Source organism: Phocaeicola sp. HCN-6420, from assembly GCF_037890145.1.
Lineage (GTDB): Bacteria > Bacteroidota > Bacteroidia > Bacteroidales > Bacteroidaceae > Phocaeicola.
The window spans coordinates 147,199-168,952 of sequence record NZ_JBBKBJ010000006.1; the positions used below are offsets into that span (position 1 = coordinate 147,199).

16 protein-coding genes are annotated in these 21,754 nt (G+C 42.7%); 3 read left to right on the plus strand and 13 right to left on the minus strand.

Annotation, left to right across the window (positions count from 1 at the left end; genetic code table 11):
* Positions 1–69: 69 nt before the first annotated feature.
* Together WKT12_RS05800 and WKT12_RS05805 are read right to left on the minus strand one after the other, a co-directional pair.
* Positions 70–537: a radical SAM-associated putative lipoprotein gene (locus WKT12_RS05800; RefSeq protein WP_021971516.1), complete on the minus strand. Its 468-nt coding sequence runs from the start codon at positions 535–537 to the stop codon at positions 70–72.
* A gap of 18 nt (positions 538–555) precedes the next feature.
* Positions 556–1,632 carry a TIGR04133 family radical SAM/SPASM protein gene (locus WKT12_RS05805; RefSeq protein WP_340319095.1) on the minus strand — a complete coding sequence of 359 codons (1,077 nt, stop codon included), beginning with the start codon at positions 1,630–1,632 and terminating at the stop codon, positions 556–558.
* A 200-nt stretch (positions 1,633–1,832) separates the two neighbouring features.
* Here WKT12_RS05805 and WKT12_RS05810 point away from each other — a divergent pair, with 200 nt between their 5' ends.
* Positions 1,833–2,786 (plus strand): DUF4476 domain-containing protein, encoded by a 954-nt coding sequence (locus WKT12_RS05810; protein ID WP_340319096.1) that lies wholly within the window; start codon positions 1,833–1,835, stop codon positions 2,784–2,786.
* Between the two features lie 78 nt (positions 2,787–2,864).
* Here the strand turns inward: WKT12_RS05810 and WKT12_RS05815 are convergent, their stop codons facing one another.
* The 7 genes from WKT12_RS05815 to WKT12_RS05845 form a co-directional block, all read right to left on the minus strand.
* Complete coding sequence (locus WKT12_RS05815; protein ID WP_340319097.1) at positions 2,865–3,731, minus strand: mechanosensitive ion channel family protein; 867 nt, start codon at positions 3,729–3,731, stop codon at positions 2,865–2,867.
* 27 nt (positions 3,732–3,758) lie between these two features.
* Complete coding sequence (locus tag WKT12_RS05820) at positions 3,759–4,370, minus strand: L-threonylcarbamoyladenylate synthase (RefSeq protein WP_340319098.1); 612 nt, start codon at positions 4,368–4,370, stop codon at positions 3,759–3,761.
* A gap of 211 nt (positions 4,371–4,581) precedes the next feature.
* The gene (locus WKT12_RS05825; protein ID WP_340319099.1) at positions 4,582–5,769 is read right to left on the minus strand and encodes an FprA family A-type flavoprotein; all 1,188 of its coding nucleotides are present in this window, start codon (positions 5,767–5,769) and stop codon (positions 4,582–4,584) included.
* A complete protein-coding gene (locus tag WKT12_RS05830; RefSeq protein ID WP_340319100.1) occupies positions 5,759–6,724 on the minus strand; it encodes a TIGR01212 family radical SAM protein in 966 nt (321 codons plus the stop codon). The genes WKT12_RS05825 and WKT12_RS05830 overlap by 11 nt, the downstream gene beginning before the upstream one ends.
* 112 nt (positions 6,725–6,836) lie before the next feature.
* Positions 6,837–8,039: a TlpA disulfide reductase family protein gene (locus tag WKT12_RS05835; RefSeq protein WP_340319101.1), complete on the minus strand. Its 1,203-nt coding sequence runs from the start codon at positions 8,037–8,039 to the stop codon at positions 6,837–6,839.
* Between the two features lie 16 nt (positions 8,040–8,055).
* Positions 8,056–9,447, minus strand: coding sequence for a RagB/SusD family nutrient uptake outer membrane protein (locus WKT12_RS05840; RefSeq protein ID WP_340319102.1), 1,392 nt, complete (start codon positions 9,445–9,447; stop codon positions 8,056–8,058).
* 12 nt (positions 9,448–9,459) lie between these two features.
* Positions 9,460–12,717 (minus strand): SusC/RagA family TonB-linked outer membrane protein, encoded by a 3,258-nt coding sequence (locus tag WKT12_RS05845; RefSeq protein WP_340319103.1) that lies wholly within the window; start codon positions 12,715–12,717, stop codon positions 9,460–9,462.
* Between the two features lie 433 nt (positions 12,718–13,150).
* Between WKT12_RS05845 and hemW the strand changes: the two genes are divergently transcribed.
* Positions 13,151–14,281 (plus strand): radical SAM family heme chaperone HemW, encoded by a 1,131-nt coding sequence (gene hemW, locus WKT12_RS05850; RefSeq protein ID WP_340319104.1) that lies wholly within the window; start codon positions 13,151–13,153, stop codon positions 14,279–14,281.
* Positions 14,282–14,318: 37 nt separating this feature from the next.
* Here hemW and WKT12_RS05855 read toward each other — a convergent pair whose 3' ends face one another.
* The 4 genes from WKT12_RS05855 to WKT12_RS05870 form a co-directional block, all read right to left on the minus strand.
* Positions 14,319–14,633 (minus strand): hypothetical protein, encoded by a 315-nt coding sequence (locus WKT12_RS05855; protein WP_340319105.1) that lies wholly within the window; start codon positions 14,631–14,633, stop codon positions 14,319–14,321.
* 230 nt (positions 14,634–14,863) lie between these two features.
* Positions 14,864–16,243, minus strand: coding sequence for a TolC family protein (locus tag WKT12_RS05860; protein WP_340319106.1), 1,380 nt, complete (start codon positions 16,241–16,243; stop codon positions 14,864–14,866).
* A 32-nt stretch (positions 16,244–16,275) separates the two neighbouring features.
* On the minus strand, positions 16,276–19,434 hold the full coding sequence (locus WKT12_RS05865; RefSeq protein ID WP_340319107.1) for an efflux RND transporter permease subunit: 3,159 nt from the start codon (positions 19,432–19,434) through the stop codon (positions 16,276–16,278).
* Between the two features lie 15 nt (positions 19,435–19,449).
* Positions 19,450–20,571, minus strand: a complete 1,122-nt coding sequence (locus WKT12_RS05870; protein WP_340319108.1) for an efflux RND transporter periplasmic adaptor subunit — start codon at positions 20,569–20,571, stop codon at positions 19,450–19,452.
* Positions 20,572–20,766: 195 nt separating this feature from the next.
* Here WKT12_RS05870 and WKT12_RS05875 point away from each other — a divergent pair, with 195 nt between their 5' ends.
* The gene (locus WKT12_RS05875; protein WP_340319109.1) at positions 20,767–21,678 is read left to right on the plus strand and encodes a helix-turn-helix domain-containing protein; all 912 of its coding nucleotides are present in this window, start codon (positions 20,767–20,769) and stop codon (positions 21,676–21,678) included.
* The last annotated feature ends 76 nt before the right edge of the window (positions 21,679–21,754 follow it).

The window sequence follows — 21,754 nt, forward strand, 5'->3', positions numbered from 1 at the left end:
CAAAAGATTAGAAAATTTGTACAAATTTTCTGCCATAATTCATCGTCTTTTTGTCAAAAGAAAAGCGACTTATTCTTCTTTTTCCGCCTTCTTCAACTTAACTTCCGTAGTAGCCTGATAAGTACCTTGGCTCCAGCCGGACCCTTCCTCTATTTTTTCAAGCTTCATATCTTTCAGTAAAATAGAATCCGACTTGAAAACCTTGTTTTCGTCATTGAAATAGACTTTCTGCTCGTCCGGCACGGAACCAGTTGTAACAAACTTCTCTGCAGCAAATGCTCCTTTGCTGTCCGTGTAAATCGTATCCCCCGAACGATAATCATTATTGTACGCTCTGCGTACGATAACCTGAATATCTTCCAGCGGATTGCCTTCTTCGTCGGTTACTACCCCTTGAACCTGAAAACCAACCGTAGGTGTTCCATATTCCAACGGAATATCACCCGGGTCCTCATTACTGTTGCATGAAGCAAAGCCTAACAAGGCTAAAAATCCAGCCCAGACACGAGTACTAAAACAACTAACTTTTTTTCTCATAACTGTATGATTTTTACATTAAGGATTGACGATTCTTTTCAAATGACAGACCATTAACTCTCCTTGTCCATCACGCAAATGCATACCATTTCCACGACAATAACGGAAATACTTGCATGTAGCACACTCTCCTTTCTTCATCCATGTGCGGTCGCGATAAGGCTGATAGTTATTCTCCCAAACATCCATAAACTCATCTTTATAAATGTTTCCCTGATGGTAATCAGCACGAATGCTGGGGCAAGCGGATATAGAACCATCGATAAGGACTGATCCCACTGTTACTCCTGCCTGACAAGAAAAGAAATGATCGCGTACGTCGCCTTCATAATTACCTAAAAATCCCTCACATCCATAACTGATGCGTATACGCCCTTCCTTGCGAGTTTGCTTGATAAAATCGAGCATTCCACGAAATTCCTCGCCGGACAATTGAAGTTCGGCATCCCTGGCTGCACGTCCTACAGGAAATACCGTAAACAACCTCCACTGCTTTAAGCCAATGCCAATGAGAAACTCTTTCAATTCACTTAACCGTGCATAATTATGTTTATTGACGCATGTTACTACATCGAACACAAATCCGGGGAGAGCAGCCATCATACGAATGGCCCGAACAGCCTTGTCAAAACTTTGAGGATGCCCGCGCATCCAGTTATGCTCATCGGCAAACCCGTCCAGACTGACTGTAGCGGTATGCATTCCGGCCTTCAGCAAAGCAGTAAGACGTTCGGGAGTCATAGCCAGTCCATTGGTCACCATTCCCCACGGAAATCCTTTGTCGTGAATCGCTTTTCCACACTCTTCCAAATCTTCACGCATAAGAGGTTCCCCACCCGTTATCACGACAAAAACATGATGCGGATCGGTATGTAAAGCTATATTATCCAAAACCCGGAGAAAATCTTCTTTAGGCATATCGGCATAACCGGATATTTTCTTGCAATCGCTGCCACAGTGACGGCAATGCAAGTTACAGCGTAAAGTACATTCCCAGAATAATTGTTTCAGAGGATGCTGTTCGACCAATGCGTTAGTCATCTTACGGGCTATCTCTAACCCCAGCCTGCGACGAAGAGACAGATTTGTATTCATAGTTTTCGGATTTATCACAAAAATAGTTTTTTTTTTATAATAAAAAAGCAAGACTGCAGAAATTATACTCCAAGCAATACTGTCTATAGGGAAACTCCTATTTATTATAGGAATTTACCTGCATATTTATAGGATTTTCTATTCGTCTGCCCTTATTTTATTATCTATTTTTGCAACATCAACCAAAAAGAATGAAGAATATGAAGAACTTAATGAAAGCAATCACTATGGCAACCTTACTGGTAGCAATGACCAGTTGTGGACTTTACGATACTGCCGGACAACGTGCCCAACTGATGGAAAACCTGCACGAAGGGATGACGAAACGTGAAGTCGTAGCTATATTAGGAAATCCTGAATTCAGACGTTCCAACAATGGAATAGAACAATGGGAATTTCATAAGACACACTTCAGTGGAGCACAAACAGTTATCCTGCTCGATTTTCGGAACGACAAGGTCATTTCATTCGATTCGTATGACGGAAACTATCCCTCTCCTGCCTACCCACCTATAGCTATTTGCCCGCCTGCTCCTGCCGGAAGCAACTCCTCTCTTCCCGCCTCGACAGACGATCAGGTATGGTTTCGCGAATTATGCCAAAGAGTAAAGGAGAAACCCTTCAAGGACGGACGTCTGGATGTACTCAGAAACGCTGCTCGCCAGTCCGACTTTACGTGTGATGAAATTGTACAACTGATGAAAATATTCAATTCCGACGATGAAAGACTGGAAGCATTGGTCATTCTGGAACCGACGATCATTGACCGGCAGAATGCAGACCGCATTATCAATTCCATGACTTTCATTTCGGGAGAAGAAAAGGCACGAAACATATTGAATACCAAGCATTGCAGCAGTCGCCTATATACTGATGCCGAAATCAATACATTATACGACAGAGTTAAGAATGCTTTTCCATCGTCCGAGCAGTTGAAAACTCTGGAAACAGGATTGAACAGCCGAAACATTACCTGCAAGCAATGTGTCAAGCTACTTTCGATATGTGACTTCGACAGCGAACGAATGAAGTTCCTGCAAGTCATGGCTCCTCATATATACGACTGTCACAACCAGCAGATTATCATCGATACGATGGATTTTCCTTCGGAGAAAGATGAAGTACGACAACTGATACAACGATATTGCAAATAACTTCCAAACAAAAAAAGCATTTTCCACCCCTCTATACAGAGAACGGAAAATGCTTTTTATTTAGATTTTCAATTTAAATCAGTCTTTTGCCTGATGAACAGTGAGCTGCGGGAACGGGAACCCGATACCTTCTTTATTGAATGTATCATACACTACCTGGTTCATGTCGAAATAAACATTCCAGTAATCGGCCGACTTAGTCCATACACGAACCTTAATGTCTACACTACTTGCCGAAAGAGCCCCCAGAGCAATCATCGGAGCCGGATCTTTCAATATACGTTCGTCTGCGTCAATAATACGCTGCAACACCGCTTTTACCTTTTCAAAATCTTCTCCATATTCTACACCGAACACCCATTCAGCACGACGAGTTTCCTGCTTGCTGTAATTAGTGATGGCATTGCTGCTCAAAGCTCCATTCGGAACATAAATCACCTTATTGTCTACCGTAGTCAGAATTGTATGGAAAATCTGAATTTCGCGGACTGTTCCGTTTGCATTCGGTCCTTCAATATAATCGCCCACCTTGAAAGGTTTGAACACCAATATAATCAGTCCACCTGCAAAATTGGAAAGATTTCCCGACAAAGCCATACCGATGGCAACACCGGCAGAAGCAAGCAAAGCAGCAAAACTGGTAGTTTCTACACCCAGCCTGCTCACAATGGCAAAGGCCAGTACCAAGTTCAGCAGTATGCTAACCAGACTCTTCAAGAAAGTCTGTACACTGATTTCCAGTTTTCTCTTTTCCAGAATACGAGAAAGCAAACGTCCGACCTGTTTGATGATAAAGCGTCCGACAATGTAAATGATAATTGCCCCCAGCAGGTCCTTGCCTACCTCTATGCCCCAGTCAAGTAACTTCGACAGCAACGGTTCTACATCTATATGCTGAGAACCAGCACTAAGTAAAGTTGCATTCAGTAAAGATGATAATAACATAGTTGTTTGTTTTTAATGATAAATTATTTATTCTTCCAGTATACCTTTACCCTGTCGGATAATTTCAGGTACATCTTCACAACAATTTATGACGGTAGAAGGTTCAATGCCTCCTATTCCTCCGTCTATTACCAAATCGACTTCCTCACCAAACTTTTCGTCTATCAGTTCCGGATCGGTAACATACTCTATATCTTCGCCGGGACGTAAAGGCAGCGTGGTGGTGAGGATAGGAGCATCGAGCAAATGACATATTTCACGGATTATATTATTATCCGGCACACGGATTCCTACCTCCTTACGGTTTCGGAATATTTTAGGCAACCGGCTGTCGGCATTCAGTACAAACGTAAACGGTCCGGGCAAGTTACGCTTCATCAACTTAAAGGTAGCATTGCTTACACGGGCATATTCGCTGATGTTGCTCAAATCATAACAAATAATGGAAAGGTTGTTTTTACGCGGATCGATGTTTTTCAACTTACAAATCCGCTCGATAGGACGCTCTTTTAATGCGTGACACCCCATAGCATACATGGTATCGGTAGGATAAATGATTATTCCACCGTCATTCAAAATGTCCACAATGTGCTGCAGCACTTCGGGATCATTATTTTTGGAGTATAATTTCTGTATCATAATCACAAATATAATGTTTTTTAGAACACAATGACATTTTTTAGCCACTATTATTCATCACAAGATTTTTTGTCGAAAGCCGACAATCACACCACCCAATCAGACCAACAACTGCACAATAAAAAAAAACCGCATCACCACTCTATAATAGAGAGTTTAATACGGTTCCTTTATATTTTACGCTATAAAATTCGTAACGCTTACCAGACCATCAACGGTCAGCTTTCAAGCGGTCGGCCATAGCCTTGGCCAGTTCCTTAGCCTGACGGTAAGTATCTTCTTTCATGCTCTGCTTCATTTCCACCGGATTGCCGACAACCTCGAATTTCAGTTTTTCGGTATATTCACCCAACTTCTTGACAGCAGCACTTGCCCATGTAAACGAGCCGAAATATCCCATCACACGATTCTTCATTTCGCGGGCAGCTACCTTGCTCAGCAATGCCTCCATTTCAGGATACAAGTGCATGTTGTAAGTAGTACATCCCACAATCAGCCCCTTGTACTTAAAGATATCCGACAGAATAAATGAATGATGAGTCTTCGAAACATTGTGCATTACAATATTCTTGATTCCCTGAGCGCTCAACTCCTCAGCGATGGTTTCGGCCAGCTCCTCTGTATTGCCGTACATCGTACCATAAGCAATAACAACGCCTTCTTCACCTTCGTAACGGCTCATCTTGTCGTACATATCGATAACCTGAGGAATCTTTTCCTCCCATACCGGTCCGTGAGTAGGACAAATCATCTTGATAGGCAGTCCACCGCATTTCTGCAATGCCTTCTGTACAGGGTTTCCAAATTTACCTACAATATTAGAATAGTAACGACGCATCTCGTTCCAGTAAATATCAGTATTGATATTCTTGTCGATGCAACCGCCATTCAATGCACCAAAGCATCCGAAAGCATCACCCGAGAACAAGATACCTTCTGTTTCATCGAAAGTAACCATTGTTTCAGGCCAGTGCACCATCGGTACCAGATAGAAACGTAAGTTGTGGTGTCCCAGCTTCAGGAAATCGCCGTCACCTACTACGTAACGGTCACCTCCCACACCATAATAACCTTCTACCATATCGAAAGTCTTCTTGTTTCCTACCAATACGATGTCAGGATAATATTGTTTAATCAATGCGATAGAACCAGAATGGTCAGGTTCCATATGATTAATAATCAAATAATTGATTTTACGGTCACCGATAACGGCACGAATTTTCTTTAAATACACCTCGAAAAAGGCTACATCAACCGTATCTACCAATGCCACCATTTCATCGTCAGCAATCAAGTATGAGTTATAAGACACTCCATAAGGTAACGGCCAAAGGTTTTCGAACAACGCTTTCGAACGATCGTTCACACCTACATAATGTACTTTTCCTTTAATTTCCATTTTTGTTATCCGAATTAGTTATACTATATATTTCACTACAATGTTTTCCTTGCCATGCATCACGCTCTTCCATCCGGCGTTTCAGCCGAGCCGTAAACTCATGATTCTTCAAGCCCCAGTCGGGCGCAATCAGCAATTCCTTAGGCGACTGCGACACAAACCGTTCCAGAACCAAGTCCGCACGAAGATATTCTATATAGTCAATGACCAGATCAATGTACTCATCGACCGCATATAAATGAAAATCTTCGGGATGCAATGCAAATTCGTGTGCCATACGCGTACCTTTTATCAGTTGCAACTGATGCATTTTCAATGTTGTCAGCGGCAGTTCCGACAAAGCTTCAGCCTGATGAATCAGTTTTGCGGAGTCTTCGCCGGGAAGTCCCAGTATCACATGACCTCCTGTCAAGATACCTCTTCCGGCAGTACGACGAACAGCATCCTGGGTGCAGGCAAATGTATGCCCTCTGTTTATTCTTGCCAGTGTTTCATCATCAGTACTCTCTATACCATATTCTACCAATAAAAATGTCTGCCGGTTCAATTCCTCCAAATAGTCCAGCAATGAATCGGGCATACAGTCCGGACGAGTACCGATAACCAATCCTACAACATCTTCTACCGCTAATGCTTCTTCGTACATCCGCTTCAACTGTTCCAGTTCTCCGTATGTATTGGTATACGCCTGAAAATAGGCGAGATACTTCATTTGAGGATATTTGCGGGCAAAGAATTGCTTTCCTTCCTCCAACTGGACGCTGACCGTTTTCTCCGTACGACAATATTCAGGATTGAACGTCTGGTTATTACAATACGTACATCCGCCGTAACCTTTTGAGCCGTCGCGGTTGGGACAGGTAAAACCTGCATTGACCGACAGTTTCTGTACCTTGAACGGAAACTTTTGAGCCAAGAAGCCGGCGAAGTCATTATATCGTAACTGTTTATCCATTTGCCTATTATTTGCGAATGCAAAGATAACGGTTTCCAGCGAACTAACAAAAAATGTCCCTCGGCACATACTAAAAATTAGTTACCGAGGGACATTCTATCAGGCAATTTCATCAATCTGCCTGATACAAATCTTCCAAAAATACATCCAGGTACGCACCTCTCATGTTAGTTTTATAAAACCGTCCTTCTTTGTCCAGAATCAGACACATCGGGATAGCCTGGATATTATAAGTTTTCGCTCCGGATCCATAAATACCACCGTCCATTCTACCCTGAGTCCAACTCATATTTTCCTCTTTCAGAGCCTTCTGCCACTCCGATTCTTTTTCATCCAGCGAAATGCTTACAATGGCAAAATCTTTATACTTTTCATGTATCTTGCGCAAATGCGGTATCTCTCCACGGCAAGGACCGCACCAACTTGCCCAAAACTCCAGCATGACATATTCATTCTCAGGAATCAGAGAAGACAGTTTTACCGTTTTGCCGTTACGGTCGAGTACATCGATATCTTTATATTTCTGCCCTACTGCCAGCGGACGTGCAGCCGATGCAGCCTGCTCAAAAAGTTTCAGTTCCGGCGTACCCGCCCAATATTTTTCAAACAAAGCCTGCAACTGGTCGATTTCGACTACATCAGGTAAGAACTCCATGCCCAAAAGATAATACATAGCCTGATCCATAGCTACCGGAGAATCAGCATGATCTTTGATAAACTTCAACTGATAAGCCAGCAACTTATCTTTCCATTTCATTTCTTCACGAGCAATCTCCATACCAACGGCACTGACATCCTTACCTTCAGAATCCGGAATCAAATATTCATCAGAATACCGATCCGACAAAACATTCAGCGTATCAGAATATGTTTGCATTCCTTCATTCATTTTTGTAAACAAATCATGCACGGAAGATCCCGTTATCTTTGGGGCTTCGCTCTTACGTTCGGGAGCATAATAAAAGCCCGGTAGCGTAGCAACATCTCCCTTATATGTAATATCCGAGTTCTCCAGATACAGCATCGTACGGAACATCTTGTTCTGGTAGTCGGGTTCCTCTCCCGGCTTGTTCAAATCGATAACAACAAAATATAATCCCGGACGATCTACCTTTCCTGAAAAAGTAAAACTTCCATTTTCCACTACCGTACTATCAACAACAGTCGGTTCAGCCTGATATTCCGAACGTTCCAGATAAACCTTTCCGGAATCAGCATTTCCAGTCAACGAACCTTTTATTGTATATCCGTCTGTTTGCGTATGACATGACGCTAACATACCAGCCATCATGCCCAATAAAAAAATTTTCTTCATAACTATGTATTTTCATTTAAGGGTTTTGAACTAACAAATCATTTCCAGCTATAGCAGCACGAGGTATAGGAAGCATCAATTTTGTCCACGAATTGACATATCCCATTGCAACCCAATCGACACCATCAAGCTTATTATAACGTACCATATCGAACCAGTCTTCAAAATTTTCTCCAAACAATTCCAAATACTTCTGATAGAAGACAGCCATAAGCATATCTTTTTCGGAAAGATTATCAACAAAATAAGCAGCAAATCCAGCACGGTCTGTTATCGGACGAAGAGCTTCACGAGCAGCTCCAAAATCAGGAACTTTCTTACGAATAGCAGCCTCAGCCTTCACCAAATACATTTCCGACAAGCGTAACATATATAAAGAGTTACCCGGCACTTTATCTACATTATCATTCATCTGATATTTATTCATACGATAAGATGACACCATATGTTCCGCATCGAATGCCCACTTATAACGAGTATCCTCCGGATAGAGAGCCGCTATTTTCTTCAGAGTACTTCCTGCTCCGGCATTCCAGTCGTAGCGATAGCCGGCTACAGTTTGCTGGCTATTCATTGTATACGGATAGAACAATAAGTCTGTACTTTGGAAACTGCTGAAAATATTGCCATATACAGGATCAAGTACAATTCCCTGCTCTTGCCCCTGGGCTATCACCTCATCCGCTTTCTGAAAGGCTCCATCAAAATCACCCATCGACAACAATACTTTCGCCTTTAATGCCCCAGCCGATAAAGCATTTGCATAATACATGGCAGGAGTACCAGAAGAAGTAAGCTTTACCGGTAAAGTTTCAGCTTCAGTCAAATCATTCAAAATAGAAGTATAACATTCACGAACTGTTGAACGCTTCTTAGATACGTTATCACGTATAGGAGCCTCGTTCAATACAATACCATACTGAGAATCCAAGTTCCAGAACTCTCCATATAAGCGCAACAACATAAAGTTCGCCATGGCACGATTAAACTTTGCTTCCTTCTGATAATTCTGATTTTCTTCTTTTGAAAGCCCCTTTATATCTTTATCCAAGGCTGTCAAGACAGAGTTTGCCTGATTGATAATATAATACAGATAAATATATGTTTCTTCTACAATGACGTTATTATCTTGTATATCACCATTAATAAAGCTTCTTGCCCCATTTACACTCGAACTCTGCATAACTCCCGTACGCAAGAACATTGCGTTGTAAATAGAACTTTTCGCTCTCCACCCTTCATAAATGCCATTAACAGCAATAGCAGCCGACCGGGCATCAGTTATTACAGTTTCATCATCCAGCACATTTTCCGGATGAATATCGTCTATCGGTCCAAGCAGGCTGCAAGAAGCCATTGCAAAAGAGAGCAAACCTGCCATCAAACAATATCTTATATTTATTTTCATAACCAGCTTTTTTTAGAATTGCAGTTTAACACCCAATGAGAATGAACGACTTAACGGATAAGGATCATTATTTGTACCCATACTTGTTATACCGGTTGCTACAGTTTCCGGATCAAGTCCCGGCCACTGAGTAACCGTAAACAAGTTAGTAGCAGTTACAAATAGAGAAGCATTACTTACATATAATTTAGAGATCCACGCTTTCGGCAATGAATAAGAAAGAGTTACATTCTTCATTCGTAAGTAAGAAGTATCAAAGACAAAACGATCATTGGTCTGATAATTATAGCTCATTGACCCAGCCACAAGACGCGCATATTTTGCATCCGTACGCTCTGGTGTCCATGTATTTCCATACAATTCACGACCTACACTCTGTCCAAGAATTCCAACAATTTCCTCACCTAAATTACTGTATACCGCTTCACCTCCACAAGAAAACTGCATCAGAAATGACAAAGAAAAATTTTTATACGTAAACGTATTGGTCCATCCCCCGAAAAACTTCGGCTCGGGAGTTGCAATTACTTCCCTATCATCAGAAGTAATGGTACCGTTTCCATCGATATCCTTCATCAAAAAATCTCCGACTCCCGTACCCGACTGATATTCAGCATAGCCATTCTCCATTGCCTTTACATTCAACTGATTAACTTCATCCATATCTTGCACGATATGGTCTACCACATATCCCTTTACCGTACCAGCCGGACGACCTACAATAAAGGCATCCTGCATGTACGAATTAATCTGAGCATTGTTCAATGATTCGATACGATTCCGGTTCACCGAAATATTTAAATCTGTATTCCATGAGAAATTCTTTCCACGTACGGGATATCCTCCTACAGCTACTTCTACCCCACGGTTTGATACATCTATGATATTGTCATAATAATTCGACATTCCCGATTCCAGAATATGAGGAGCTGGCGCCAGCGCACCATTCGTATAACGATAGTAAGCATCCATACTTCCGTACAAACGACCGTCGAAGAAAGAAAAGTCTAAACCAAAATTCACTTCATTCGTCTTTTCCCAATGAATACCACGATTGGGAAGCAAGTCCTGTAACTTGACCGAAGAGTTTTCGCCATACTGACTGGATGTATAGAACTGCCGGAATGAAAAGTCAGACACGTTAGTAGAACCGGTTTGTCCCCAGCTCAAACGCATTTTCAAATTATCTATCCACGAAGCCTTTTCCATGAATGATTCACGGTTTATCACCCATCCGGTAGAAACTGCCGGAAAAACGCCCCACTGATTACCCGGTCCAAATTTTGACGAAGCATCAGCACGCATACTAACTTCCAGCAAGTAACGAGAATCATAATCATACGACAATCTACCATAAACAGAATTTAGTCCACTTTTTACGACATAATCTGAATACATCAGAACAGACTGTGCCGAACCTACATTATCCAGATTATCATCATTTGGAAAACCCTGATACATGTTTGTTCCTCCGGTACTACGTGTACGATCAGCTCCATAACCAACCATAGCCCCCAATAAATGCTTGCCTGTATGATAATTATAATCCAGACGGAAATTTATTGACGTACTTACATACTTCGAATTATTGGTCGTCAGCTGTGCATAGTAAGGACTCCCTACCCAAATTTCCTGCAAATAACTGGGAGAGAAATAACTATTATCATAGTTATAAGAAGCCAAAGTAAAGTCTGAATGAAACTTCAGATTACGTAACAATTCAATGTCAACGTATACATTTCCCATAAACTGGTCACTTTCATATTCAGCCTTACGATTCAGCAAAGCAACCGGATTAGGGCCACTCACATAACCAGCCGGCATAAAATATAAAGCACCTCTATCCAGACGGGTATAGTCACCATTTTCATCGTAAACCGGCAAATCCGGACGAACCAGCCAGGCATGTGTATCGGGCATCATAATGCTTTCCTGACTCGGACTGGTACGCTTGGAATATGAATAACTCAGCAAGGCACCCATACGTATACGGCGGGTTATATCCGTATTGACAGACAGACGTCCGCTGTACGTTTCAAGATTATCGTTTTTATACAAGCCCTCCTGGTCGATAGCATTGAAAGCAAACGAATAATCTGTTTTTTCGGAACCACCACGAACAGAAACATTATACTGATTGGTTATTGCATTCTTGTTTCTTGTTTCATCTACCCAGTTAATATTTTCCTTACCGTATGCACTTTCATTCAATCCCAAAAATTTGGTATACATAAATGTATTCCAGTCCACTTCAAAGTTTCCATACGCCATCAATATTGTGGGATCGAACATCATGCTGTATTGCGTAGTCATGGTATAGTTTGCCATATCATAATTATATGCATCCATGGTATTTCGCAAAATCTCCTCCTGCAAGGAACGGAACTCCTGATTGTTTAAAGGTTCAAACATTTTCACCGGATTGGCTATACTTAATGTATATCCAGCCTCCACAGTCGCCTTTTCTCCTTTCCGGCCATTTTTGGTAGTAACTATAATAACTCCATTGGCACCGCGAGAACCATAGATAGCCGTGGCAGAAGCATCCTTCAGCACATCAATGCTTTCTATGTCGTTTGGTGCAATATTCATTAACGGATTCAGCGCATTACTATCTACAAACATAGGCACTCCGTCTATGACATAAAGCGGAGCATTGTTTGCTGTAAGTGAGGTAGAAATAGGGTATGGTGAAGTAATACCACGCACGTTGACTGTCATTGTAGCCCCGGGCTCTCCACTGTTCTGAGTCACTAATACACCTTTTATCGTTCCACCCAACATGTCTTGAACCGTAGAAGAAGTTTTCGACAATTTATTCAAATCATCCTTCTTTACCGACGAAATAGAACTGGTAAGACTCTTTCGGTTCTTACTTCCATAACCGATAACTACAACATCATCAAGCACCTGATTATCCGGTTTTAGAACTACATTCAATGTTTTCTGCCCTGTATATTCCACATCAACCGATTTCAGACCGATAAAGGAAAAACGTAAAACAGCTTTCTTCTGCGACAATGAAAGCGAATATTCTCCGTTCATATCAGTCACAGCACCCTCTGTAGTTCCCAAAACCATCACTGATACTCCGGGAACAGAAAGCCCGTTCTCGTCAAGTACAGTTCCGGTCACAACATTTTTCTGTTGATTTGCCTGCTGTACTATTCCTTTTTCCCATCCAGGAGCTTCTGTAGCAAAAACAGATTCTGCATGTAAAGTTCCTGCACCCAGTACAGCCAAAAGATTTACCAACTTACAACAATTCATATTTACATTGATTTAAGATTTCCAGAAACAAGTTTGTTTTCGTGTGATATGCAAATATAAAATATATTAAACTTTTCCGCAATCTTTTCATCGCATATTTTTCACATAGATATAATATTATATGATTTTACTAACATTTTGTTATTCTCTTTATCCTAACGAAAAGATATTCGCAACAAGATATTCAGAACAAGCAGTAACTAAAGCCCGAACTTATCTCAACACGAACGTGTCATGTTCTCATCACGTATGTGCTGACACCTTAACACGAACGTGACGAGCTCCTGACACGTTCGTAGCAGGTTGAATACAGCTCGTCACTTTTGCATAAAACACAGGAAGGGCATCTTCACCTTACAACTTTATTTGCTGCACATCGGCTGAAATTTACAGGTTCTCATTATTTTTGCACCCGAAATAACAGCAGAAACTCATGGCAGGAATTTATCTTCATATCCCTTTTTGTAAACGTCGCTGTATTTACTGCGACTTCTACTCAACGACACAAAACGAAAAGAAAGCCGCTTATATCAATGCGCTCTGCCGGGAACTGGACCAGAGAAAGAGCTATCTGGAAGGTGAAAAAATAGAAACAATCTATCTGGGAGGCGGAACTCCGTCGCAACTTGAAGCCAAAGACTTTGAACAGATTTTCCAGGCACTCTACCGTTTGTACGAAATTTCCCCGGAAGCAGAGATTACCATCGAAGCCAATCCCGATGACCTGACAGACGAATACGTCGGCATGCTGCGCACCTTCCCATTCAACCGTCTGAGCATGGGTATCCAGACATTTCAGGAAGATATTCTGCGCCTGCTTCACAGACGGCACACGGCACAGCAAGCTGTGGAGGCTTTCAATCGCTGCCGGAAAGCCGGATTCACCAACATCAGCATCGACCTGATGTATGGACTGCCGGGAGAAACACTGCAAACCTGGGAAACTGACCTGCGTCAAGCTGTCAGCATGAAACCGGAACATATATCTGCCTATCACCTGATTTATGAAGAAGGTACCGTGCTCTGGAAACTACGCGAGCAACACCGGGTAGAAGAAGCAGATGAAGACTTGAGTGTTTCGCTCTTCACTCAACTCATCCACAAGCTGAAAGACAACGGATACCAGCACTACGAAATTTCCAACTTCTGCCTGCCGGGAATGCATTCCCGGCATAATTCGAGTTACTGGACTGGAAAGAAATACCTGGGATGCGGACCTTCGGCACATTCGTACAACGGTATCTCCCGACAATGGAACGTTGCTTCGCTGGACAGATACATCGAACAGGTAAATAACGGGCAAACTTACTTTGAGGTAGAAGACCTCGATCTGTATACCCGCTACAACGATTTTGTCATTACAACCATCCGTACTATGTGGGGAATGCAGCTCGACGCACTGAAAGAGCAGTTCGGTGAGAAACTGTACAACTATTGCCTCCGCATGGCTCAACCTCATTTATCACAAGGGACATTGGAGCTTAGCAACAATGTGTTGAAGCTTACGGAAAAAGGTGTGTTTATATCCGACGGTATCATGAGCGATATGCTATGGGTAGATTAGTCAACTCCATAGCTCATTGCCGACTGTGAATTGCCGATTATATTATTTTCAATAAGTCCTTAATGCCAAAGAATAGAAATACCACAATGTAGCAAGCGGACAGAATGAGTGTCGTAAGATGACAGATACGATATGCCTGCGAAAAATCCTTCATACATGTTCCGGAAGACTTTATCTGACCGATAACAATATCAAGGCTGTAAATAAAGAACAATATATAAACCAGAACCATGAGATAAGGTGTAAAAAGTCCATAAGGATAAAAGAGAACAGATTTATCAATCAGGATTTGCCCCATCATAGCCAATAATACAATATTATTCCACCATGACTTTCTTACTGTTTTTTCCATGTTCCAACTAAGGTTAAAAGTTTTATATTTTTAAAGTTATAACATAATATGCAAACAGTTATGCTTGCATGGACTTAATAACATAATTTAACGCGGTTCGTTTCTATTCAATAAAGCGCTCTTTTATGCATCAATAAAAAGGCAGATTTCTGTGCTACTTATATACAAATTCCACCCGATTCTTCACGAACAGGGTGGAACAAAAAATATGAATATGTTTGTGAGAATTATTAGTAGCTTACACCTCCTCCCAATGCATGATAAAGACTGATAACACTTTGTATTTCCGAATTTATATCGGCAACGATTGTCAGACGAGAAGACAGAAGCGACTGTTGTGCCGTCAGCACTTCCAGGTAATTGGTCGTACCATGTTCCATCAGCAAACGGGTATCGTGAACGGCAACCGACAGATGTTCAACCTGCTGTTCATCAAGTACAACCTTCTGCCGGGCGTTCTGCCATTGATTCAAAGCATTATTTACTTCTCCACCCGCATCGAGAAGCGTTTGCTGGAATTGCAGCAAAGCTTCTTCCCGCTGTGCCTTCGATATTTTCAGATTAGCAATGTTTTTACCTCGGTTGAAGATAGGTTGTACAAGCGAACCGATAGCCTGAAGCAACCAGTTACCGGGATTGGAAACAACAGCTCCGGCACTGTTTGTCCAACCGGCTGATCCGCTCAAGGTGATACTTGGATAGAAATTCGACTTTGCCTGATTGACTCCGTAAAAAGCCTGTTTCAACTCGGCTTCTGCCTGCATGACATCGGGACGGCGTGACAGCAACTCCAGCGGTATGCCCACCGAAAGTTTCTGCGGGAAACGCTGACAATCGAGTGAGCTACGTTCTATATGCTGAGAAGACCATGCCAGCAGCGAACAAAGTGTATTCTCCATTTCCACCATCTGCTGCTTCAAGTCGAGCAAGGAGGCCTCTGCTCCCAAACGAGAAGCTTCTGCCTGACTGACTGCCGCACGGTCTGCCTGACCGGATTTCATCAGTACGCGCAAGCTATGAATATATTCTTTCCAGTTCGTAATGGTTTCGGATGTAATGGCAATCTGCTCATCCAGCATCAACAACGTATAATAGCTTTCGGCTACCGTGGCAATCAGTTGAGTCTGTACCGCCTGCCGGTAAGCAACACTCTGCTCCAGTGCTGCCTGTTCACTGCGCTTGGCATTGGTCAGTTTGCCAAACAAATCGATTTCCCAGCTTGCCGAACCTCCAAGAGTATACGTCTTACTGGTTTGTCCGCCCTTCACCTTACTTAAAGAGCCTTCCGGATCAAGCTGTACGGAAGGCAAATAAGCCAACCGTGCCGATGTCAGCGAAGCCTGCGCCTCCTCTACTTTCAACCTCGCCACATTCAAGTCCGTATTGGCCTCCAGTGACCGGGTTATCAGCTTTTGCAACAATGTATCGGTAAACAACTCATGCCATTCCAAATCTGCCAGCGAAGATGTGGTGTCTATCTCCGCAGACATTTCTCCGAAAAGCGAATCCGTCTTCACCTCCGGACGCCGGTACTTATTGTAAATACCGCAACTGCTCAACAGCAGTAGTGCAATGGCGAAAGTCAATATATAATTGGTTCTTTTCTGCATATCACTTTATATTAATAGCTACATTAAAAACATTAGTTCCGAGCGACGACTTCTTCACCGTCCTCTTCCCGATTGTGCCGGGGCATTACCCGCTCCTCGACAACCTGGAAAATCATGAACAGTACCGGAACGATGAAAAGCAACGCCAATGTTCCGACCAACATACCTCCTACGGTACCCACTCCCAACGAACGGTTTCCGTTGGCTCCGGCTCCCGAGGCCACGATAAGCGGGAACAAACCGATAATCATGGTCAAGGCAGTCATCAGAATAGGACGCAAGCGAACGCCCGCTGCCGAGATAGCTGCCTGAGCGATAGTCATTCCTTGCTTACGACGGGCAGAAGCATATTCCGTCAACAAAATAGCCGTCTTAGAAAGCAAACCAATCAGCATAATCAATCCTGTCTGCATGTAAATATTATTGTCCAGTCCGAAGCATTTGGCAAAAAGAAAACTTCCCATCAACCCGAACGGGACAGACAGGATAACTGCCAGCGGAATAAACAGACTCTCGTACAAAGCGCACAGAATCAGGTAAACGAACAAGACACAAATGATGAAAATAATAGTCGTATTACTCGAACTCTGATCCTCTTCACGTGTAATACCACTGAACTCATAACCGTATCCGGTAGGAAGCGTCTGTGCAGCAACCTCCTCAATCGCCCGAATGGCATCTCCCGTACTATATCCGTCGGCCGGCATTCCATTCACCGGAATAGAAGTATACATATTGAAACGTGTCAGCGTTTCAGCTCCATACACTTTGGTCAGTGTAACAAACTGTCCCACAGGTGCCATTTCTCCGCTACCCGTACGTACAAACATGTTATTCAACGACTCTGTATCCAGACGGTAATTCTTGTCGGCCTGAATCATGACACGGTAAAGTTTCGAAAAACGGTTCAGGTTGGAAGAATAGTTACCGCCAATGAAACCCGAAAGTACGCTCAGCACATCGGAAACCTTGATGTCGGCCCGCTTGCATTTTGCCGCATCTACTTCTACCATGTACTGCGGGAACTTGGTATCGAAAGTGGTATAGGCCATCGATATTTCAGGACGCTGGTTTAAAGCCGCAATAAAATTCTGACAATACTTCTGTAAAGTACTCACGTTTCCTCCGGCACGATCCTGCACATAAAGCTCAAAGCCACTTCCCATACCATATCCGGATATGGTAGGTTGTGCAAAAACAAAAAGCTTAGCCGACTTAATATCTGCTGTACGCACATAAATCTGTGAAATAATCGCATTAATGTTATCTTCCGCCCTGGTACGTTCGTCCCAGTGCTTCAGTTTAATGATGAGCATACCTCCCGAAGCAGCCTGTCCTCCCATCATACTGAATCCGCTCACATTACTATAAAGTTTGACTTGAGGAATTTCCCGGATACGCTCATCTATCTGCTCCATTGCTTTCTTTGTTTGCGACAGACTACTACCCGGAGGTGTGGTCACATTAACAAAAATGGTTCCCATATCTTCATCGGGTACCAATCCCGTCTTGGTAGTACGAAGAAAAAGTACCAGCAATACACAAGCCGCAGCCAATGCAACCCCTGCCAGCCATCTGCGATGCAGGAAAAATGAAACTCCGTTCTTATACTTCAACACCAGCCGGTTGAAAGAAGCCTCGAAGGCATGGTGAAAGCGACTTGAAAAGCTCAGTTTTTTACCCGACTGCTTATCCATGTGCGGTGTCATGATCAATGCACACAAAGCAGGACTCAACGTCAGGGCATTGATGGCAGATATACCGACAGCTACTGCCATAGTCAGTCCGAACTGAGTATAAAAGACTCCACTGGTTCCTCCCATAAAAGATGTAGGAATGAACACAGCCATAAAAACCAACGAAGTGGTTACGATAGCTGCCGAAATGCCGTCCATAGCAGCCAAAGTCGCCTTGTAAGGAGAACGATACCCTTCATCAAACTTTGCCTGCACCGCTTCTACCACGACGATAGCATCATCGACCACCGTACCGATAACCAGTACCAGGGCAAAAAGTGTAAGTAAGTTCAAACTGAATCCGGCTACATAAAGAAAGGCAAATGTACCGACCAAAGATACGATGATAGACACCGATGGAATAATGGTAGAACGTACACTTTGCAAGAAGAAATAAACAACCAGAATAACCAGAATGATGGCCTCTATGAGTGTCTTTACCACTTCATGGATAGATGCATCAAGAAAGTCTTTGGTACTCATCAAATCGGTAAGAACCAGTCCTTTCGGCAGTTCTTTCGAGATTTCCTCCACTAACTTATCTACATCTTTTACTATTTCATTGGCATTCGATCCGGCCGTCTGGGCAATCATACAGGTAGCTCCCGGATGCCCGGATATCTGACTGTTATAACTGTAAGTCTGTGCCCCCAGTTCAATCCGTGCAATATCTTTCAAGCGAAGTACTTCTCCCGACGGAAGTGCCTTGATTACCATGTTGCCAAACTCCTCTTCCGTTTCATAACGTCCGCGATACTTCAATGTGTATTGGAAAGTGTTTTCCGAATCTTCGCCCAAGGTTCCGGTAGCCGCCTCGATATTCTGCTCATCCAACAGGGATGTCACATCATCGGGGACCAGCCCATACTGAGCCATGACTTGCGGATTCATCCAGATACGCATCGCATAATCTCCACCCATCACATTCACGTTACCCACACCGGTAATACGTGATAACCGAGGCTCAACGTTTATCTTAAAATAATTATTGATAAAATTCTGGTCATAGTTATCGTCTTTACTATAAAGCGCCAGAATCTTGACCATACTGTTCTGACGTTTCTCTACCGTAACACCAATCTTGGTAACTTCGGCAGGCAGAAGTCCTTCTGCTTCCGACACTCTGTTTTTCGTATTGATGGTTGCCATATCCGGATCGGTTCCCTGCGCAAAGTAAACGGTAATGGAAGCCGACCCGTTATTGGTAGCAGTAGACGTCATATAAGTCATATTCTCTACACCATTAATTGCTTCCTCCAATGGAGCAATCACGCTCTTCTGAACCGTTTCCGCATTGGCTCCGGTGTAAGTAGCCGAAACCATAATGGTAGGCGGAGCAATGTCCGGATACTGCTCCATCGGCAAATTGGCCAGTCCAATAATTCCCAGCATCAGGATGAGCACAGAAATCACGCACGACAAAATGGGACGGTCTATAAATGTCTTCAGTTTCATGATACCCTCCTTCCTTTATTCTTTTTCCGGTGAAGCACCCGTCACCTGCGTATCTTCCTGAATCAGTCCGGCTCCTTCGGCTATAATTGTTTCACCTTGCTGTAAGCCACTTTCCACAATATACTCCGTCCCGTTGTTTTGCGGGAATACCGTAACCTGTGCCGACTCAGCCTTACCTTCCTTATTTATTTTATAAACGTATATTTTATCCTGTATTTCGAATGTAGCTTCCTGAGGAATAACAAATATACCTTTCTTTACATAAGGAAAAATAACTGTTGCCGTACTTCCATTTCGGAGCATTCTTTCAGGATTCGGAAAGACAGCACGCAGCGTAATCGCTCCCGTTTCCGTATCGGTCGTACCACTGATAGCATCAATTTTTCCTTTATGCCCGTACATTTGCCCGTCACTCAGACGAAGTTCTACCTCAGGCATTCCTTCCAGAGCCTTATCCATTGTGCCATACTGGCGGACAAGCGAAAGAATCTGCTGTTCGGTCATGGAAAAATAAACATATATCTCTTCGTCGTCCGAAACAGTCAGCAAGGGAGTAGTAATAGAAGAGTTAACCAATGCTCCGACACGATAGGACGACATACCAGCCACCCCGTCGACCGGACTTTTGATTACGGTATACGAAAGGTTGTTCCTGGCATTCACCTCTTCGGCTTTTGCCTGTGCCAGCGTAGCTTCTGCCTCCAGCAAGGAGTTGCGTGCCGTTTGACGGTCAAAATCGGAAACAACATGTTCTCGGAATAATTCCTCCTTACTGTCTGCTGTAAGTCGGGCCGTAGCAACGGCTGCCTCCGCACTCTTCACATTTGCCAATGCCGTCTGTAAGGATGCCTGATAAGGAACCTGATCGATAATGAATAAGGTCTGTCCTTTATGGACCTTGGCTCCTTCATTCACACAAATATCCGTAAGGGTACCACTTACCTGCGGACGTATTTCTACACTCTGCCGACCACTGATGACTGCCGTATAAGCACTGGTCAGCGTCCGGTCTGTTCTTTCTACTGTTATCAGCTTGTATTCACTTCTTCCTTGCTGTCCGGCAGACTGACCACATGCCGTAAGAAGCAACGCCAAAGAGAAAGAAGCAATACTCATCGGTAAAAACAATCTATTCATTTCCTTCCTTTTTTAGTTAAAATCCGGTGTAAAATTAAAAGGCTGTATCAGCAAATCATTTGTCTTAAACCGAAAGATACTTGCCTCAAACCGACGTTTAGGAATTTTTCTGTTTACAAAACATAAAACACTTAAAAGCCCTTTTCATGATAAAAATATATTTCTACATTTATTGCCTTCAAAACATCATGAGCAATGAAAGAAAATATTATTTTTCAATGGATTAACGATAAATCTATAGCTAACAGACAAGTTGAAATTCTGGCAGCAAACGACAAAATGACTATACTGAAAGCACAAGGAGAAAATGTAATTTGCCCTGACCTGCTGGAAGAATCACATCCAACTTTTCTTTTTCTATCAAAAGGTAAATTAAATTTCTGGATGAACGGAGATTACATCGAGATTCAAGCTCCGTCACACATCGATTTTATCCTTATCTATCCGTGGAAAAAGATAAAAACAAGTAAAGACTTTGAAGGATATTTCGTTACGACAGAACAAAGTTTCTTTATAAAAGTATCGGCAAGTATTCGTTCCAAATTCGGAGGGCTTATCTACCAATATGCACAAAAACCTTTCGTTCCGCTCAATGAAGAAACTATACAACGAATTATCCTTTTTCTGCACTTACTGATAGCCATTATCAAGCAGCCAGAATATCATTTTCGTTATGAAGTCATGGAAAACATGCTGCGTACACTCCAGCTTGAGATATGGAATATTGTCTTTAATCTGTATAAAAATGAAGTAGTGGACGAACAACAGCTATGGAGCGATATTCTCTCACACTTCTTGCACTTGGTACGTACAAACTGCCGTTACCATCACGAAGTAAAATGGTATGCCAACCAGTTGTGTGTTTCATCGGATGCGCTTTCTGCCAGGGCAAGAAGGACCTACGACAAATCGGCTGGACAGATTATAGACGAATATTTAATGATAGAAGCAAAAGCTTATTTACAGAATCCGAGCCAGTCAATACAATATATAGCAGAGTTACTTTGTTTTTCAGACCAGGCTTCCTTCTGCAAATTTTTTAAAAGATGTTGTGGCATATCGCCCAGTGAGTTTAAAAAGGCACAAGGGTTGACTATGAGAACGTGAAAGATATGAAGGGTTAAAAAGCAAAAAATAAGTGTGCCACCGCAAAGGTAACACACTTATCCTATAAAATTCTATC

What these genes read in the sequence shown, in the direction of transcription:
- WKT12_RS05800 (WP_021971516.1), bottom strand. Translation starts at nt 537, where the DNA reads ATGAGAAAAAAAGTTAGTTGTTTTAGTACTCGTGTCTGGGCTGGATTT.
- WKT12_RS05805 (WP_340319095.1), bottom strand. Translation starts at nt 1,632, where the DNA reads ATGAATACAAATCTGTCTCTTCGTCGCAGGCTGGGGTTAGAGATAGCC.
- WKT12_RS05810 (WP_340319096.1), top strand. Translation starts at nt 1,833, where the DNA reads ATGAAGAACTTAATGAAAGCAATCACTATGGCAACCTTACTGGTAGCA.
- WKT12_RS05815 (WP_340319097.1), bottom strand. Translation starts at nt 3,731, where the DNA reads ATGTTATTATCATCTTTACTGAATGCAACTTTACTTAGTGCTGGTTCT.
- WKT12_RS05820 (WP_340319098.1), bottom strand. Translation starts at nt 4,370, where the DNA reads ATGATACAGAAATTATACTCCAAAAATAATGATCCCGAAGTGCTGCAG.
- WKT12_RS05825 (WP_340319099.1), bottom strand. Translation starts at nt 5,769, where the DNA reads ATGGAAATTAAAGGAAAAGTACATTATGTAGGTGTGAACGATCGTTCG.
- WKT12_RS05830 (WP_340319100.1), bottom strand. Translation starts at nt 6,724, where the DNA reads ATGGATAAACAGTTACGATATAATGACTTCGCCGGCTTCTTGGCTCAA.
- WKT12_RS05835 (WP_340319101.1), bottom strand. Translation starts at nt 8,039, where the DNA reads ATGAAGAAAATTTTTTTATTGGGCATGATGGCTGGTATGTTAGCGTCA.
- WKT12_RS05840 (WP_340319102.1), bottom strand. Translation starts at nt 9,447, where the DNA reads ATGAAAATAAATATAAGATATTGTTTGATGGCAGGTTTGCTCTCTTTT.
- WKT12_RS05845 (WP_340319103.1), bottom strand. Translation starts at nt 12,717, where the DNA reads ATGAATTGTTGTAAGTTGGTAAATCTTTTGGCTGTACTGGGTGCAGGA.
- hemW (WP_340319104.1), top strand. Translation starts at nt 13,151, where the DNA reads ATGGCAGGAATTTATCTTCATATCCCTTTTTGTAAACGTCGCTGTATT.
- WKT12_RS05855 (WP_340319105.1), bottom strand. Translation starts at nt 14,633, where the DNA reads ATGGAAAAAACAGTAAGAAAGTCATGGTGGAATAATATTGTATTATTG.
- WKT12_RS05860 (WP_340319106.1), bottom strand. Translation starts at nt 16,243, where the DNA reads ATGCAGAAAAGAACCAATTATATATTGACTTTCGCCATTGCACTACTG.
- WKT12_RS05865 (WP_340319107.1), bottom strand. Translation starts at nt 19,434, where the DNA reads ATGAAACTGAAGACATTTATAGACCGTCCCATTTTGTCGTGCGTGATT.
- WKT12_RS05870 (WP_340319108.1), bottom strand. Translation starts at nt 20,571, where the DNA reads ATGAATAGATTGTTTTTACCGATGAGTATTGCTTCTTTCTCTTTGGCG.
- WKT12_RS05875 (WP_340319109.1), top strand. Translation starts at nt 20,767, where the DNA reads ATGAAAGAAAATATTATTTTTCAATGGATTAACGATAAATCTATAGCT.